This is a genomic window from Candidatus Berkiella cookevillensis (assembly GCF_001431315.2).
GTDB lineage: Bacteria > Pseudomonadota > Gammaproteobacteria > Berkiellales > Berkiellaceae > Berkiella_A > Berkiella_A cookevillensis.
This window is the reverse complement of the sequence record NZ_LKHV02000001.1, coordinates 1,886,477-1,904,327: the sequence shown is the minus strand read 5'-3', so window position 1 is coordinate 1,904,327 and position 17,851 is coordinate 1,886,477. Positions and strand designations below refer to the sequence as shown.

Annotated in this window: 13 protein-coding genes; 7 read left to right on the top strand and 6 right to left on the bottom strand. The window is 38.1% G+C overall.

All coding sequences use genetic code 11. From position 1 onward, the window contains the following. Positions 1 to 38: 38 nt before the first annotated feature. Together CC99x_RS08235 and CC99x_RS08230 are read right to left on the bottom strand one after the other, a co-directional pair. Positions 39 to 1,454: an MBL fold metallo-hydrolase RNA specificity domain-containing protein gene (locus CC99x_RS08235; RefSeq protein WP_057623934.1), complete on the bottom strand. Its 1,416-nt coding sequence runs from the start codon at positions 1,452 to 1,454 to the stop codon at positions 39 to 41. Between the two features lie 774 nt (positions 1,455 to 2,228). After that, positions 2,229 to 3,977 (bottom strand): YopJ family acetyltransferase, encoded by a 1,749-nt coding sequence (locus CC99x_RS08230; protein WP_057623932.1) that lies wholly within the window; start codon positions 3,975 to 3,977, stop codon positions 2,229 to 2,231. A gap of 153 nt (positions 3,978 to 4,130) precedes the next feature. Between CC99x_RS08230 and CC99x_RS08225 the strand changes: the two genes are divergently transcribed. The 4 genes from CC99x_RS08225 to CC99x_RS08210 all read left to right on the top strand — a co-directional run bounded on the left by CC99x_RS08225 (position 4,131) and on the right by CC99x_RS08210 (position 9,094). After that, the gene (locus tag CC99x_RS08225; protein WP_200953418.1) at positions 4,131 to 5,522 is read left to right on the top strand and encodes an amino acid permease; all 1,392 of its coding nucleotides are present in this window, start codon (positions 4,131 to 4,133) and stop codon (positions 5,520 to 5,522) included. Positions 5,523 to 5,616: 94 nt separating this feature from the next. Beyond that, positions 5,617 to 6,498 carry a methylisocitrate lyase gene (gene prpB, locus CC99x_RS08220; RefSeq protein ID WP_057623927.1) on the top strand — a complete coding sequence of 294 codons (882 nt, stop codon included), beginning with the start codon at positions 5,617 to 5,619 and terminating at the stop codon, positions 6,496 to 6,498. After that, positions 6,491 to 7,636, top strand: a complete 1,146-nt coding sequence (gene prpC, locus CC99x_RS08215; RefSeq protein WP_057623925.1) for a bifunctional 2-methylcitrate synthase/citrate synthase — start codon at positions 6,491 to 6,493, stop codon at positions 7,634 to 7,636. Before prpB ends, prpC begins: the two co-directional genes overlap by 8 nt. A 36-nt stretch (positions 7,637 to 7,672) precedes the next feature. Beyond that, positions 7,673 to 9,094 (top strand): bifunctional 2-methylcitrate dehydratase/aconitate hydratase, encoded by a 1,422-nt coding sequence (locus CC99x_RS08210; protein WP_057623923.1) that lies wholly within the window; start codon positions 7,673 to 7,675, stop codon positions 9,092 to 9,094. Between the two features lie 230 nt (positions 9,095 to 9,324). Here the strand turns inward: CC99x_RS08210 and CC99x_RS08205 are convergent, their stop codons facing one another. Next, a complete protein-coding gene (locus tag CC99x_RS08205) occupies positions 9,325 to 9,540 on the bottom strand; it encodes a hypothetical protein (RefSeq protein WP_057623921.1) in 216 nt (71 codons plus the stop codon). 130 nt (positions 9,541 to 9,670) lie between these two features. After that, positions 9,671 to 10,492 (bottom strand): posphoenolpyruvate synthetase regulatory kinase/phosphorylase PpsR, encoded by an 822-nt coding sequence (gene ppsR, locus CC99x_RS08200; RefSeq protein ID WP_057623920.1) that lies wholly within the window; start codon positions 10,490 to 10,492, stop codon positions 9,671 to 9,673. 59 nt (positions 10,493 to 10,551) lie between these two features. Between ppsR and ppsA the strand changes: the two genes are divergently transcribed. Beyond that, positions 10,552 to 12,927 carry a phosphoenolpyruvate synthase gene (gene ppsA / locus CC99x_RS08195; RefSeq protein WP_057623918.1) on the top strand — a complete coding sequence of 792 codons (2,376 nt, stop codon included), beginning with the start codon at positions 10,552 to 10,554 and terminating at the stop codon, positions 12,925 to 12,927. Between the two features lie 124 nt (positions 12,928 to 13,051). Here the strand turns inward: ppsA and CC99x_RS08190 are convergent, their stop codons facing one another. Continuing rightward, positions 13,052 to 15,013: an ankyrin repeat domain-containing protein gene (locus CC99x_RS08190; protein ID WP_057623916.1), complete on the bottom strand. Its 1,962-nt coding sequence runs from the start codon at positions 15,011 to 15,013 to the stop codon at positions 13,052 to 13,054. Positions 15,014 to 15,251: 238 nt separating this feature from the next. On the opposite strand from CC99x_RS08190, the gene CC99x_RS08185 reads away from it, so the two are divergent. After that, positions 15,252 to 16,268 (top strand): transposase, encoded by a 1,017-nt coding sequence (locus CC99x_RS08185; RefSeq protein ID WP_057623914.1) that lies wholly within the window; start codon positions 15,252 to 15,254, stop codon positions 16,266 to 16,268. A 170-nt stretch (positions 16,269 to 16,438) separates the two neighbouring features. On the opposite strand, the gene CC99x_RS08180 is transcribed toward CC99x_RS08185, so the two are convergent. After that, positions 16,439 to 16,747: a non-heme iron oxygenase ferredoxin subunit gene (locus tag CC99x_RS08180; RefSeq protein ID WP_057623912.1), complete on the bottom strand. Its 309-nt coding sequence runs from the start codon at positions 16,745 to 16,747 to the stop codon at positions 16,439 to 16,441. Between the two features lie 181 nt (positions 16,748 to 16,928). On the opposite strand from CC99x_RS08180, the gene CC99x_RS08175 reads away from it, so the two are divergent. After that, positions 16,929 to 17,798: a phosphatase domain-containing protein gene (locus CC99x_RS08175; RefSeq protein WP_259596653.1), complete on the top strand. Its 870-nt coding sequence runs from the start codon at positions 16,929 to 16,931 to the stop codon at positions 17,796 to 17,798. Positions 17,799 to 17,851 lie beyond the last annotated feature (53 nt).

Below are 17,851 nucleotides of genomic sequence, written 5' to 3'. Positions count from 1 at the left end.
GGGGGCCTCAAAGAAGCGAGTGAGGGTTAAATATGATTTTAATCCTCACTTATAGGTTGCTTCTTAATTAAATCATAACTGTCTTTGTATTTTGGTATCCATGGATGTACTGTAAATTTTTGATATATTTCATTTTGCAGCGTTGAGAGTGCCGAAATTTCTCCATGTACAAGAATAAGTGCGGGGCTACTTTCAAAATGGCCGTACCATTTTAGTAAGGTTTCCTGATCGGCATGGGCAGAAAAGCCGTTAATAGAATGTATTTTAGCAGCAACACGCATTCTTTCTCCCCAGAGTCGAATTTCTGATGCGCCATCTATCAGCGTGCGTCCCAGTGTGCCTTGTGCCTGATAACCTACAAATAAGAGATGGCATTGTTTACGCCAAATATTATGCTTGAGATGATGTCGTATCCTGCCACCTTCGCACATACCACTTCCTGCAATGATAATGGCACCTTGTTTGATTTGATTGATGGCCATAGATTGTTCTGTATCTACGGTTAAACGTAGATTAGGCAATTGGTAGGGGCTACCGCTGGTCTTTATTAACTCTTTTGTTGCTTTGTCATATAATTGCCAATGTTTGGTATATACTTTAGTTGCTTCTATTGCCATAGGGCTGTCTAAGAAAATGTAAGTATTTTGTAAGGGTAATTTATCGTAATTTACAAAGAGACTATATAAAATTTCTTGACTTCTACCTACTGCAAAAGCAGGGATTAATATATTTCCTTTTGATGAGAGTGCTTCCTCAATTATTTGTGAAAATTCTTTTATGGTTTCTTTCCACGGTTGTATATTTCTATCACCATAGGTGCTCTCCATAATGACCACATCTGCATTTTTAACAAAGGTAGGATCTTTTAAAATAGGTAATCCTTGACGTCCTAAATCACCACTAAAGACAACTTTTCGAGTAACACCGCCTTCACTTAACCACATTTCCACAATGGCTGAACCTAAAATATGACCTGCATCTAAAAATCTAATTTTTACATTGGGTAATATTTCTTCGATTTTGTCATAAGGAAGAGGGCTAAAAAATTGCATAGTATTTATAGCATCTTTAACAGTATAGAGTGGCTCACGGTAGTCGAGTCCTTTTCTTTCTCGCTTACGGTTTAAGGTTTCAACTTCTTTTTCATTTAAGAAACCTGTGTCTCTCAGCATGATATCGCATAGATCTATGGTTGCTGGATGAGAAATAATTTTTCCACTGAATCCATTTTTAATTAAGATAGGCAGTCTGCCAGAGTGATCAATGTGGGCATGGGTTAGAATAACCACATCAATTTCTTTGGCAACGAATGGAAGGGCTTCGTAGTTTCTTTTCTCATCTATGGCTCTTCCTTGTATAAGGCCACAATCAACGAGGATCTTTTTATTTTGATTCTCAATTAAAAAACAAGAGCCGGTTACTTCTTGTGTCGCACCAAAACAATGCAGCTTCATAACTATCCTAAATATTATGTCCGCGTATTAATAATGCTATTAATCAGTAATTTATTTGAAGTTACAACTCATGAATGGAAACTCACTAAATCACTAGCATATTGTCTTGCTGTTTTTTGTTCTGGTGTTTTATCCGTACCTGCATTAAGTGATTTGTGTTGTCATGCCAGCGAAGGCTCATAGGCGTCAACTTAAAGATAATAAAAGCTTGTTTGGTTGATAATCTAGAGCAGAATCCCTAATCTATATTTCGTTTATAAAAAGATTAGCACCTATACAAGTATGAGTGTTGGTGCGAAGCATCCTACGCCCACTTTGTAATCCTGTCTCTTCTACATAAGTTGACTATAAGCATAGTAACTGTCTTTTTCTTCGTTCGCAAAGCGAACATGTTCTCACTTTCGTAAAGGGAGACGCTCGTGCAGCGTAGCTGCGACGAGCAGAGGGATTTAGCTTTTTGAACTTAGCCTCCAGCATAAATCCCCCTTGCGCACTTATCAGTGCGCATCCCCCTTCAAAAAGTGGGATTTTTTATTCGCTATGCTCATCGAGAACTCTGTTAAAAATATAACTCTGTAGCTTAATCAAAAATGTGACTAAGAGACAGCTTTACAATCAAAGGGAGTCGCCGTCTGCGGCGGAGGGATTTTATAAATAAAGATTTAAAAAAATCCATCTGCTCACTAAAGCTGAGCCTCTTCCCTTGATTCCAAGGGAAGATAATCATTCACTTCGTTCATTTCTTTACTGACCGGCATTACATGATTCAGTGCTTTATTGTGCAAGTTTGGTCTTTATATATGAAGGTTGGGTGGTTTCTAATGCTTCAGCATATTGTCTTGCTGTTTTGTGCTCTGGTGTTTTATCCGCAATATCGGGATCGGCACCTGAGCTTAACAATAAGAAAGCTCTTTTCTCTTTGGCATTTTTAACTGCATGATGTAAAGGGGTATAACCCTTTTCACCGCTGTCTTGGCAGGAGAGAGATAATGCTTCCATACTGGAAATCAGATATTCGAGTTCTTGAACTGTTCCAAAGCCTGCTGCTAAGCGGCGCAATGCCACTTCTCGTGTGGGTGGTATTTTTTGAGATGTCCCTGTCAGCTTCGCTGCAATGCCATCCCAAGAGATATGCTTAAAGGGTTGTCCTGATGCGATGGCTTTGTATTCTCTGCGCTTGTAGTCAATATAAGAGTCAATTTCTTTGCTATCTATATTATAATGCCTTTTTAGATCCGCGATCATAGTTTCAATTTTTTTGTGTTCAAGATCTGGAAAGAGTTTCTGTAGATCACTACGCATTTTTGTAAAAGATTGACCCATCATCACCGCTTTTTTACCTAATGCTGTTACGTCGAACCATCTGACATTTGGAATGGTAGACATAGATTGTGAGCCCAATTGAGAAGAGATGAAAAAATCTGGTTGTGCGTGAAAGGATGCTGTTTTTTGACTGAGTTCTTGAAAGGATGTTTTGGCAAGTAAGGATAAAAAGCATAAAACATAAGCCGTACAGCTCATGCCATCTTTTTGTAGCCCTGTTTGGCAGGCAATAATATTATGTTTGATTTCAGATTTTGTGAGGGCATCTGTTATTTTTTGTAAGGCATCTACAAATTGCCAGTTGCAGGTTGATTCCAATGCAATAATCTCTATTTTTTGAGAGTTATTATTTTTAGAAATATCTAAAGTGATTGCATGACCTACAGAATGAGAGAGATAGAGCGCAATCTGTTGTCTGGGTAGATTACCTGCCTGTATTTCTTGGATAATGTGAATGAGTTCTGCTAAAGCAGATGGATTTAATCTTTGCGCCCATTTTAGCTCTGGTGTAAAGATAACGCGTGCCTTTGTGTTTCTAAACATTCTTTCTTCAATGGTATTTCTTTTTTCAACAAGAGTATTAAGCTCATTCACTTCAAGCACAACGCCTTTTGCTTGGAGTTCTTCTTTTGCAGCAATGAAATTTTCTAGTAAAGTGTGGTGTGTTTTCTGTAAATAAGGATCTTGTTCTATTGCATCAGGGCATAAAAATTCGCAGGCATTTAGTAAAGAATATGCATAAATTAAGAGTTGATGACATTCTTGAATGCTTTGCTCTGTTGCATTATCTTGGTAATGTAAGGCTGCTGCGTTATAAGCATTGGTTGCTGATTTGAGAAGATGATATGCAAGTATCTTGTTAAAATTTGGATTGCCTTGATAGCGGTTTAGCACAGTGGATATTAAGAGATTTGATGCAACAAATGAGCCAAAGGTCATGGCTGAATTGAAATTTCTATAAGTGTATTCCCTTTCAGGATGTCTCACAATTTGATGGAAAAGCATGATAGAAGCGGTTTCTGATTTGTTTAGGTATTCTCCAAGATTGGCCGCTCTAAACAATATTTCTGGAAAACCATTATAATCTCTACCAGGTCCTTCAAAAGCTTCCGCTCCAAGTAATTCTATAGCTGCTTTTAAATAGTATTGTGTTTGGGTTAATTCCACAGTTGCATCAAATGAGATAATAGGGAATGGCATTAATAATTCCTTAAATTTAACAATAGAATTTGATTGTTAGATAACAAATCTTCGAAGCTATACAAAACGGTGATGAATCCAATTAATGATTGCATCCTAAGGACAAGTTAAGATAAGCTTTCCGGCTAATATTATACAAGCCAAAGGCTACAGTTGGTTAACCAAAGAATACTCGGTGTTTTTACTCTGGCGATGATTAATGTTGCTGCAATCATCAGTTTGAGAAATCTTTCTATCATGGTCGAGTATGGCTTTGCTAGTATTTTTTATTATCTTTTAGCTGCATTTGTCTTTTTTATTCCAACTGCCTTGGTTTGCGCTGAGCTTGCGACAGGGTGGCCGCATGCGGGTGGTCTCTATGCTTGGGTAAGCGAAGCCTTTGGTAAAAAAGTTGGTTTTTTTGCGGTGTGGATTTCTTGGATGTTGAGCATCTCTTGGTATCCAACAGTGTTGACCTTTACTGCTGGTGCATTTGCTTACATCTTTAACCCCGCTCTTATCCATAATAAACATTACATGGTTGTTGTGATGCTAAGTGTTTTTTGGATAGCAACCTTTGTTAATTTTTTAGGAATGAAAACTTCCGGTTGGATCAGCTCAATGGGTGCCATATTAGGTACTTTGTTGCCAGGTATTCTGATTATTTCCTTAGGGATGATTTGGTTGTATCTAGGTAACCCTATTAAAATGGAAGTCAGTATGCAATCAGCTTTGCCAGAGTTTCGCCTTGAAAGTATGGTGTTTTTTGCGGGTGTTTTATTAGGTTTGGCAGGTATGGAAATGTCTGCTTTTCACGCTAGAGAAGCCAAAAATCCACAGCGAGATTATCCTAGAGCCATACTTATCTCAGCCGTTATTATCTTGGCTATCTCAATATTGGGTTCATTATCAATCGCATTTGTTGTTTCAAAAACAGATGTGAGTTTATTCGCTGGACTTATGCAGGCCTATGAAGCATTTTTTCATGCCTTTGGTATGGTCTGGGCGGTTCCTGTGTTGGCCTTCATGGCAGTGGTTGGTTCACTTGCGGGTATTAATACCTGGATTTTAGGGCCTGCAAAAGGCATTCTAACCTGTGCGACAGATGGTTTTTTGCCACCTTTTTTGCAGAAAGTAAATAAAAATAATATGCCAATTGGTACACTTTTATTTCAAGCAGTCATTGCCTCTTCATTGACGCTGATTTTCTTTTTTATGCCGGATGTAAATAGCTCATTTTGGATTGTAACCGCACTGACCATTCAATTTGCAATGATTATGTATATTTTAATTTTTGCAGCGGGTATTAGATTGCGGTATACGCAAAAAGAAGTATTAAGGCATTATCGTGTGCCAGGTAAAAATAATATGGGTATGTGGATCGTTGCTTGTTTGGGAATATTGGCTTCTTTGTTTGCAATGACAATCTGTTTTATTCCACCCGCCCAGTTAAATATGGAAAACCAAATTTTATATAAAGCTTATCTTATTGTTGGGCTTGTTACACTTTCTTTGCCACCACTCTTATTTATCATGCTTAGAAAAGCACATTGGATTTCAAAATAAAGTTAATTTAAAAACTTATTTGAAGCTTGTGGGCTAGAAGCTTGGTTTTAGGCAGGTTACAATGACAGCCTGCTAATAACTTATGGAACAAGTTATGACTCAAAAAAATTCTTTTTATGATGTCCTTCACAATGAACACCCTTTACAAATTGTGGGTGTTATCAATGCATTGAGTGCAAAAATCGCTGAGCAACAAGGTTTCAATGCTTTGTATTTATCAGGGGCTGGTGTCGCGAACGTTCGAGGGCTTCCTGATTTGGGCTTGACTTCACTCGATGATGTTTTGCATGAAGTTCAGTCTATTACGCGGATAACAAATTTACCCTTATTGGTAGATATTGATACGGGGTGGGATAGCCCTCTCAATACAGAAAGAGCCGTTAAACTACTCTGCAATGCAGGCGCAATGGCAGCTCATATAGAAGATCAAGCAAATTTTAAACGCTGTGGTCATCGAGATGGAAAGAAAATCGTTAAGACTAATACAATGTGTGCTCGCTTAGAAGCTGCATGTGCGGGTAAAACAAATTCGCAATTCATGTTAATGGCGCGTACGGATGCCTTGCATTATGAAGCAGAAGAAGAAACTATTAAAAGAGTTAAAGCTTATGAAGCAGCAGGGGCTGATGCATTATTTTTAGAGGCCGTTACCGATCTTGCTCAATATAAACGCTTCAAATCACATATTTCTATTCCGCTTTTAGCAAATATTACTGAATTTGGTAAAACACAACTTTATACAGTGGAACAACTCAAACAAAATAATGTTGATATGGTTCTTTACCCTTTAAGTGCTTTTCGAGCGATGAATCAAGCGGCATCTCGTGTATTTCAAGCGATTCGTCAAGAAGGTACACAGCAATCCGTCATTTCTTTAATGCAAACACGTGATGAACTGTATGATGTATTAAATTATGTACAATATGAAGAAAAATTAAATCGTTATTTAGAGCAAGAGGAGTCAAGTGATGAGTAGTAATCCAACAGGGAGCCAAGCAGGATTAAAAGGTGTTGTTGCAGGAAGAACGGCGATATGCACTGTCGGTGAAGACGGCGATAATTTACATTATCGAGGTTACTCTATTTATGATTTGACTGAAAAAGCATGCTTTGAAGAAGTTGCACATTTGCTGATTTGGGGTACCTTACCTAATAAACAGCAGTTAAAAAATTATCAAAATAAATTAAAAAGTTTACGTGGTATTCCGCCAGCATTGGCAAATTGCTTGGAGAAAATGCCTGGCAGTGCGCATCCTATGGATGTATTGCGTACAACCTGTTCTTTGCTAGGTGTGCTTGAGCCTGAGGTGGAAGGCAAAAGAGCCGAAGATATTGCGGATAGATTACTTGCAATTTTTCCTTCTGCCTTATTGTATTGGTACCACTATCATCAAAACGGCCATAAAATTGAAGTCAATATTGCCGCAGAAACCACTGCTGCGCATTTTCTAACGTTATTACATGGGCCACGGATTCGGCAGCATTCAGATTTAGCAGAAATGATGGAAAAAACTTTAGATATTTCTTTAATTTTATATGCTGAGCACGAATTTAATGCTTCTACTTTTGCTGCACGTGTTTGTACGGGGACTAAATCTGATTTTTATTCTGCGGTAACCGCAGCCATTGGCACTTTAAGAGGCCCATTACATGGCGGTGCAAATGAAGCTGCAATGTATTTGATTTCTCAGTTTAATAGCGTTGAAGAAGCACAAACACGTATTAAAGAAATGCTAGAGAAAAAAGAGTTGATTATGGGCTTTGGGCATCGTGTTTACAAGAAATGCGATCCACGCTCTGATGTGATAAAAGCACAATCAAAAATATTGGCAGAATTCTCTGGGGATAAAACAATTTATCCTGTTTCAGAAAAAATTGAATCTATGATGTGGGAAGAGAAAAAATTATTTCCAAATTTAGATTTTTATAGTGCCAGTGCTTATCATTTTTGTGGCATCCCTACTTTTATGTTTACACCTCTTTTTGTGATGTCAAGAATCACAGGTTGGGCAGCACACATTATAGAGCAACGTAAAGATAATAAGCTTATCCGACCTACAGCAGAATATATTGGCCCAAGTGCTAGACCATTGACAGATATTTCTGTGCGTTAGTTTGTGATCTGCAAAGAAAAAGAATAAAGGACTGTTATGCAAAATATTAGACCCAATCCAGATAAAGTTTTGTTGGAAATTGCTGATTATGTTGCAGATAAGGAAATTCATAGTGACCTTGCTTTTGATACAGCACGCTTAGCTTTGATGGATAGTATTGGATGTGCTGTTTTAGCACTTAAATTTCCTGCCTGTAAAAAGCTGCTGGGGCCGTGGGTGAAGGGTATGAGTATTCAAAATGGTGTACGTGTTCCAGCTACAGACTATGTGCTCGATCCCATTAAAGCCGCCTTTGATATTGGTACTATGATTCGTTGGTTGGATTATAATGATACTTGGCTTGCCAAAGAGTGGGGGCATCCTTCTGATAATCTTGGTGCTTTACTCGCGGTAATGGACTATCGTTGCAGAACGTCTGATGTGAAAGCGTCTTACACTGTTCGTTCTCTCTGCGAGGCAATGATTAAGGCATACGAAATTCAAGGTATCTTGGCTTTGGAGAATAGCTTTAATGCGGTCGGTTTTGATCACGTTGTGCTCGTGAAGGTGGCAAGCACTGCTCTGGCAACTAAGCTTTTAGGGGGTTCTAAAGATCAAATCATCGATGCACTCTCGCAGGCGTGGATAGATGGGCAGAGCTTACGCACCTACCGACATGCACCAAACACGGGTAGCCGTAAATCATGGGCAGCAGGAGACGCAACCAGCCGAGCAGTGCGTTTGGCTTTATTAACCTTGCAAGGTGAAAAAGGATATCCCAGTGTTCTGACTGCACCTAAATGGGGCTTTGAAGCAAGCTATTTTGATGGCAAGCCACTAAAGATTGTACAGCCGCTAGATAGCTATGTCATGGAAAACATATTGTTTAAAATTTCTTATCCTGCTGAGTTTCATGCCCAAACCGCTGTTGAAGTAGCGCTTAACATGCATGCAGATATAAAAGATGACTTAGACAATATAGAAAAAATTACTATTTACACGCAAGAAGCGGGTAAGCGTATTATCGATAAGCAAGGGCCTTTACATAATCCTGCAGATAGAGATCATTGTATTCAATATATGGTGGCGGTTGGACTATTAATGGGCGATCTCAAAGCAGAATACTATGAAGATAGTTTTGCTAAAGATCCAAGGATTGATAATTTAAGGGCAAAAATGGAAGTAATAGAAGAGCCAGCCTTTACACAAGCATATTTCGATCCAGACAAACGCGCTATTCCAAATAAGCTGCATATTCAATTTAAGAATACAAAGCAAGCTTTAAGTGGAGAATCTTTTTATCCTGTTGGCCATAAAAGCCGCCGTAAAGAAGGTGTTCCTTTGTTGCTTGAGAAGTTTTGTAATAACTGCAATCAAGTTTTGCCGCAAAAGACAGAACAATGGTTTGAATTGTTTAACAATGCAGATCAGTTGTGGGATATGCCTGTTGATAGTTTAATGCAGGTGTTGAGTGTGTGATGAGCGTGGTGAAGCAAATTTCTTGCTTTCATAAGGCTGACTTTTCTTCGTGGGTTGATTATGAATGTTACTCATATTTAACCCTCACCAGGCCTTCGGCCAGCCTCTCCCAAAATTGGTGGAGGCGTTATGATTCGCTGTTGCGAATCGAGAGTTCTGTAAAAAATAATTTTACAGTATTGCAGAGGGGACAAAGCGATTAGCGTGCCCACTCCTTTTATCTCAATGTATTAGTAATAATAATACTCATCTACATAGACATGTTCATCGCCACTGTATAAGAGAATATCAATTAATAAATTGAGTCCAATTTGCATCACAAGATAAGCAAATTCTCTAACGAAAATAACCAAGGGGCTGGGTTGGTAAATAATGATTTCAGTTTCTACAACGGTTTGTGCGCCACCTGAAACAAATTGAATTTCATGACTGGATAAACTTCTCATATGTAACTCCAAATAAAATTTCAAAAGCTAGATAACTATAAGATTGTCAACTCGTTTGAATTATCATTTCATCACTAAAGATTGTCAAAATATTTTATTGATGAATAACTTTGTGGTGTATATGCTCTAATTAACGAATTCTTCTTTCAATGCCTGAAATCACAAGAATTTTTGTCGATAGCTCTTCAATAGATACATTAGTTGAGTTTAGATAGGGAATGTTTTCTTGATGAAATAATTTCATAACAGCTTTTACTTCTCGTTTACATTGTTCTAGTTCAGAATATCGGCTATTAGGCCGTCTGCCTTGGCGTATGGTTTGTAATCGTTCTGGTTCAATGGTTAAACCAAAGAGTTTTTGGCGGTGAGGCATGAGAAATTTGGGTAGTCCATCGTTGTCTAAATCTTCTTCAGTAATAGGATAATTGGCAGCATGGATCCCAAATTGCATGGCTAGATATAAGCAAGTAGGTGTTTTGCCAGAGCGAGATACACCTAATAAAATAATTTCTGCAGTTTCATAGTTAGATGTTTTGGCACCATCGTCGAAATTAAGTGCAAAATTAACCGCATCCATTCTAGAGTTGTATACTGTTGTGTTTCGCATACCATGAATACGGCCAATAGCTTTGGTTGAAGGCGTTTCTAATTCGTGCTCAAGTTGGCCTATGAAAGTATTGAAGTAGTCGATATAAAAGGCATGAGATCGTTCTAAAATTTCACGGATATCTTGTTTTATGATGGTTGCAAAGATTAAGGGTCTTGCGCCATCTGCTTCAAAAGCTTGATTGATGCGTTTGGTCGCTTCTTGCGCTTTGTCTTCTGAATCCACAAATGGTAAGGTAACTTGCGTAAAATGAACCTCTTCAAATTGGGAAATTAAACTCAATCCAAGGGTTTCGGCAGTAATACCTGTCCTATCTGAGACAAAAAACGCTGTTCTACGCTTCACTCTGCTCTCCAAATGTAAGATGATCTACTCTAGTGTACCATGCCCCTTTTGGAGAAGTTATGCCTGTCTCAAAATATGTTATACCCTTTACTGAACTTGGTATGAAGGATGTCCCCATTGTGGGCGGTAAAAACGCATCACTTGGAGAAATGATCTGTAATCTTGCAAAAGCAGATGTGAAAGTGCCACCTGGATTTGCAACAACCGCCGAAGCATTTAGAGAATTTTTAAGCCAAGGTGGCTTGGATAAGAAAATTGAGCAAACACTTAAAGCGCTGGACGTTGATAATGTTGCTTTACTTAAGCAAACAGGTGAAATGATTCGTAAATGGATTATTGATTCACCTTTCCAACCAGAGTTAGAGAATTCAATCAGAAAAGAATACGAAAAACTCAGTAATGGTGAGCCTTGTACTGTAGCGGTTCGTTCTTCTGCAACGGCAGAAGATTTGCCAGAAGCATCTTTTGCAGGACAGCAAGAAACATTTCTAAATATAAAGGGCATTGATAATATTTTAGTGGCAATGAAAGAAGTATTTGCTTCATTGTTTAATGATAGAGCGATTTCTTATCGAGTGCATCATGGGTTTGATCATCATGATGTTGCACTGTCTGCAGGTATCCAGAGAATGGTGCGCAGTGATTTAGCCTCTAGCGGTGTATTGTTTACCATTGATACTGAATCAGGTTTTGATCAAGTAATCTTTATCACCTCTTCCTATGGTTTAGGTGAAATGGTTGTGCAAGGGGCTGTGAATCCTGACGAATTTTATGTCCATAAGCAGACATTGCTTGCAAATCGTCCTGCGATTATTCGTAAATCCATTGGTAGCAAACAACGAAAAATGATTTATGCAGAGCATCAAGCTCTGCGATCGCAGGGTACAAGTGTTCAACAAGTAGAAGTGCCTTTGACCTTACAAAATCAATTTTCGCTCAATGAGAAGGAAGTAGAAACATTAGCCAAGCTTGCACTGATTATTGAAAAGCATTATGGCAGACCGATGGACATTGAATGGGCTAAAGATGGTGAAACACAAGAGTTATTTATATTACAGGCGCGTCCAGAAACAGTGCAAAGCCGAAAATCTCAAATTATGGAGCGCTATCAGCTTAATCAGCGCAGTAAGGTGATTGTAGAAGGTAGAAGTATTGGTCAAAAAATCGGTTCAGGCATTGCTAAGGTTGTGAGTAGCATTGACGACATGGATACAATCCAACCAGGAGATGTACTTGTAACTGATATGACAGATCCAGACTGGGAGCCTATTATGAAACGCGCATCTGCGATTGTAACCAATCGTGGTGGACGAACCTGTCATGCTGCCATTATTGCTAGGGAATTAGGTATTCCTGCCGTTGTGGGGTGTCATGATGCAACAGAAAAAATTACACATCTCTCAAGCGTTACCGTAAGCTGTGCAGAAGGGGATGTGGGGTATATTTATGAAGGTCAATTAGATTTTGTAGTCAATAAACTTGAACTTGATAAAATGCCGCCTATTCCCTTTAAAATTATGATGAATGTGGCAAATCCCGATAGAGCGTTTGATTTTGCTTCTTTGCCGCATTCAGGCATTGGCTTAGCACGCGTTGAATTCATCATCAGTCAAACGATCGGTATTCATCCAAATGCTTGTTTAGAATATGATTCGCAGAATTCAGAAACGAAGAAAAAAATAGATGAACGTATCAAGGGTTATGCTTCGGCAAGGCATTTTTATGTTGAAAAATTAGCAGAAGGTATTGCTACCTTAGCCGCAGCATTTGCCCCTCAAAAAGTCATTGTGAGATTTTCTGACTTTAAATCAAATGAATATGCAAATTTGATTGGGGGTGATAAATACGAACCCAAAGAAGAAAATCCCATGTTGGGATTTCGGGGTGCATCTCGATATATTGCAGACAATTTTAAAGCCTGTTTTGCAATGGAGTGCGAGGCAATACGCCATGTTCGAAATAATATGGGTTTTAAAAATGTTGAAGTGATGATTCCTTTTGTGCGTACACTCAAAGAAGCAAAAGGGGTTATCGATGTTTTAGCACAAAATGGCTTGAAACGTGGGGAAAATGATTTACGCATTATTATGATGTGTGAATTGCCAACCAATGCTATCTTAGCAGAGCAATATTTAGCTTATTTTGATGGTTTTTCAATTGGTTCTAATGATATGACCCAATTAACACTTGGGTTAGATAGAGACTCCGCATTGATAGCTGCCAGTTTTGATGAGCGTGATCCTGCGGTTAAATATCTATTGAAACAAGCAATAGAGGCCTGCAGGAAGCACAATAAATACATTGGCATTTGTGGCCAAGGCCCATCTGATCATCCTGATTTAGCGCTTTGGCTCATGGAGCAGGGGATAGATAGTATTTCCTTGAATCCAGATACTGTACTAGAGACGTGGTTATTTTTAGCAAAACAGCTATAGTCTTCTCACATGAACTTTAGGGGGTGTTGTCTTCGCCCTCTCGCAATCCTCATGTACTTTTATGTACACTCCGGTTGCTCGAGGCTTGACGCCTACCCTAAAGCTCATGTGCTGTGACTATAAATTATAATAGATCAGGTTGTAGTTGAATGTGCATGTCATCAAGGGCATGCACAATAGGCGCGCCATTAATTTCATTAAAATGAGGCGTGAAAGAGCTGTTATCTAAACATAAATCCATATTGTCTTCTTGTGGACTGTCTGTTGTATTTCCTGCAGCTGTTTTAAAAGTAGGCAGTTTTGCACCAATCCATTCAAGCACATCACCCAGATGTATTTTTGTATCTTGTGAAGGTGCATTGTGGGCCTCTAGATCGACCTGAAAAACATCCATTATTTTTTCTTTTAGATAATCACTTGTTTCTTTTGCAACAGCAGAATCCTTTGCTTGCTTCAATAGCTCGCTGTAAATATCTTTATAGGCATTCATGTCTAATAAAGAGTGTTCAGTGATCATATCGTCTATTAAATAAGTGTTATGATAGATTTCAAATTGCTCTGCATAGTGATGTGCTTTTGCTTGAGCCTCTTCTATACTCAATCCTAGATTGAGATATTCAATCATTGCCAGCCCTTCAACGACAATTTTAAAGCTATAATGAGTGCAATTACCATGTGCTTGCTTGGGGGTTTCAATAAAGCCAAATCGCCCATTAATGCCAAGCTCGTATAAACTTTTGAATTCTAATAGTAGTTGTTCTTGATTGGCTAAAATTTTATGAAAATGATTTTCAGATACTTTTTCAGGATCTGAAAGCTTATAAAAAATAACACCAAAGGGATCTTCAAAATAATGTTTGCCTGCATTTGCTACGGCAAAAGTAGCTTGTGGTTTTGAAAAGAAAGTAGCAACGCTATGACCACGCCAGCCAGTGGGTAATAAAACGGTTTCCCCTTCTTGATAATGTGCCAAAGCAGCCTCGGCCGCTTTAGGATCTGCAAAATTTTGCGCGTACTCATAAGATAGCTTTAAGCTAGCAGAGATTTTATCAAATACTTTTCTTGCTTGAACATCTTCTAAAGTAGTAGAGAATACTTGGGCTGTTTGAGCCATGGTTTTAGTGATATATTTTGCATAATACCCATCTGTTTCCACAAGTGCATTTTGATTTTTGTGTACTTTAACAAGATAGGTTTCACTGGTTGCAAAAGTGTTTAAAAAAGTTTTTGCACGAATATAATTTTCACCACTGTCATCTTGAAGTGCAATTTTATGTGCAGTATCGAGCATCATGTTTTTTAGAGCGTTATCTTCTATATAAGAAGAAAAAACATCTAACAACACACTGATAGGCATGAGAGAGGCTGATTTGCTGCTACTACCATATGTTGCAAGAAAGGGGGCTTGGCTGTGCTGGCAAAGTGCATCAATAATTTCAACTAAATTTTTAGCTTGCGTGAGTCGTTCAGGATTTTGTGGAGACTTTAGTAATTCGTCGGTTAAACCATCCAGTAATTTTAAGGCTTGATCAAAAGCGTTGCTATGATTAGCATATGTTTTATCTTTAGGATTAGCGCCTGCGTTTAATAAATGTTTAACAACATCAACATGATAGTTGAGCACCGCTAAGTGTAGTGCGGTTTGACCTTCGTAACTCTTGTCCTTTAAATCTGCCCCATGTTGCACCAGTACGCGTACGGCTTCAAGATGACCAAACATGCTTGCGATGTGAATTGGCATGGCACTACGATAATCTTCTTGATTAACATTCCATCCTGCTTTTAATAATTTTTTAATCTCATTGACATCACCTTTGGTTGCAGCGATATGTAAAGGTGTTTGTTCAACTTTAAGAGGTTGTGTGAAGCCAGAGCTTTTAAGTACAGAAAGTGAGCGAGTCGCAGCGGCTGGATTGTTTTTTATTTCTCTAAGTGCATCAACAAGCCTAACATCTTGTGTTTTATCTTCTGTAGACTCTGCAGTATCTTGACTTGTAATTTCAGAATCTTCCATTGATGGAAAAATAGTGAGTGTATCTGCCACGATAATATCTGCAAATGCCAATGTTGATGATTTAGTATTCATGTCTCAAAACAGCCTTAAAATTCAACGCTATATATAAGGGTTGAAGTGGAGATAGCCTAATAACCAGGCTATTTGACTAGATATATGTGTGACTGACAAGCACAAGTCGATAAACGGTAGCCTTAAGCCGATTTCCAAAAAGGACATCCATTTTTAATCAGGACAGCCAAAGATAAGTTGAACTACACAGAATTTTTTTACTAAAATTCAAACCAGTAATAAGGATGTTATTTAATCTATGACCTTAGCCCGCTCAGAACAAATTGATTTGAATGCGACACCGTATTATCACGTCATGAATCGATGTGTGCGTCGCAGCTTTTTGTGTGGTTTTGATGAACTAACACAGAAAGATTATTCGCATCGTAAAGCGTGGATTGTCGATCGATTGAAATATTTAGCCAATATCTTTGCCATCAAAATATGTGCTTATGCCATCATGAGTAATCATTATCATGTTGTTTTATATGTAGAAGATAAAGTAGCTGAGAATTGGTCAGAAGAAGAAATTATCCATCGTTGGTCAGCCATTTTCCCCAACGATGCCAAGGAAAATAAGCATTTAAAGAAAAAGGTACAGCTTTGGAAAGAGCGCTTGACGAGCATCAGTTGGTTTATGCGTTGCTTAAATGAAAAAATCGCTCGTAATGTAAATAAAGAAGACGATACTGCAGGTAGATTTTGGGAAGGGCGTTTTAAATCTCAAGCTTTATTGGATGAAGGTGCACTTTTAAGTGCAATGGTATATGTTGATTTAAATCCTGTGAGAGCAGGGATTGCAGAAACACCTGAAGCGTCAGAGTTTACCTCCATTTATGAGCGGATTCAGCATATTTCTAAGCAATTAAAGGTTAATAAACCAAAATCCATTAAACAGCTTAAGCGCGAAAAAGCTGATATATACAACAATCTTGCACAACCCAAGTCCTTAGTGCCTTTTTCCAACATCTCAAAAGATCATTCTCATGCCATAGATTTTAAGTTAATAGATTATTTAGAGCTTGTGGACTATACCGGTCGAGTTATTCGCGATGATAAAGAGGCGGGTTCTATTCCTGAATATTTGGCTCCTATCTTAACGAGATTACAATTCAATCCTCCGAGTTGGATTTCATTAGTCAAAAATTTAGGTAAAAGCTTTGCCCATGCAGTAGGGAGTGAAATTTTGCTATTGAATTTTGGCAAAGAAGGGCGGAAGGGTTTAAAAGGTATTACTCAAGCAAAGAAAAGCTATATTGCCGATCACGTTGCCTAATTCAGTTTTGCTTATTTTCTAATCAATTCTTATTCATTCTATTTCTTTTATTTAATATTTTAAGTGTCAAATAAAAATAAATCGTCTTAACGGAATTAAAACAGCAATATTTATAATTGGCTGTCCTATATGTGGGATTGTCCTATATGTGGGATTTGCTTAAATACGAGTTATACTTTGACCTGAACCATATCTGCGACTAATCGCGTATCAAAGGTTTTGAGGTTAATGTATGCGGGAGAGGAAAGTGCTCGCCCACTTTTGATACAAAATTTAGCACCATGGAATGGGCAGATAATTTTATCCTCTTCTTGGAATCCATCACTTAAGGGAAGTCCTTGATGAGTGCAACTGTCTTCAATGGCATAAAATTTACCTTCTATATTAAAGACGGCAATAGCAACGCCTTCTTTAACAATAACATGGTGTGTGCCTGGAGGAATTTGTGTGGCTGGCAATACATCTAACCAATTTGTCATTAATCTAACCTATTTGGATGTTGATAATTGTACATTCATGAAATAGAAGTGTAATTTACACATAATCATCATCATTATGGTATAAGTCATGTTAAAAACCAAAGCTTTATTATCTCTAATATTTTCATTCTATTTTCTTCTTAGCATGCAACCACTCTTAGCGCAAAAAAGTGAGTCTCACATGAACGATACCACCAAATCAGATGCCAGATTAGTATTTGATGAAGAATTAGATAAAGAGATCCCTAGAAATTTTCGCACTCATCTTAGCCCTTTTATAAAGTCTCATACTGAAGCACCCAGCCGTACAGGATTAGATAATTTAAAGTATTCAGCAAGTGCGCAGTTTTCTGAAGTATCTTTAAAAAACGTATTATCACAAATGGATCCAGATAAAAGTAAAATATGGATTATTGATTTAAGAAGAGAAAGTCATGGTTTTGTAAATGGTTTACCGATTAGCTGGTATGTACCGCAAAACCAATCTAATTATGAGCGGACAGCGGCAGAGATAGATACAACTGAGCAAAAGCTTCTCACCCATATCAAGCCTGGTAATCAGCATATAGAAGAAATTACTGATAAAGCAGGTGGTTTGATATTGGCAACAAAATCACATCTTATTGATGTGAAGCAGATTGAAACAGAGCAGAAACTAGTCTCTCGTTTAGGCTTACGATACATGCGCTTACCAGTATCCGATCATAGAAGACCTAGTGACAAAGAGGTGGATAGTTATATTCTGTTTTTGAGATCTTTTCCTAAAGATGCTTGGTTGCATTTTCATTGCAGGGCGGGTAAAGGGCGCACTACCACCTTTATTGCTCTTTTAGACATGTTACACAATGCTAACACAGTATCTTTAGAAGATATTCTCAGTCGACATCATTTAATGGGTGGGGCAAATTTAGCAAAAAGCTCAGATGATCCAGAAAAAGCTTGGAAAAAAGAGTGGAGTTTGGAAAGAACACAGTTTTTGGCTTCATTTTATGAATATGCAAAGCAAGCAGACTATCACCAAATACTTTGGTCTGAATGGCTAAAAAAATAGAACCAATCCTATCATCCTTCTCTCCTTTAGAAGCTGAGTTAAAGACCAGCTTC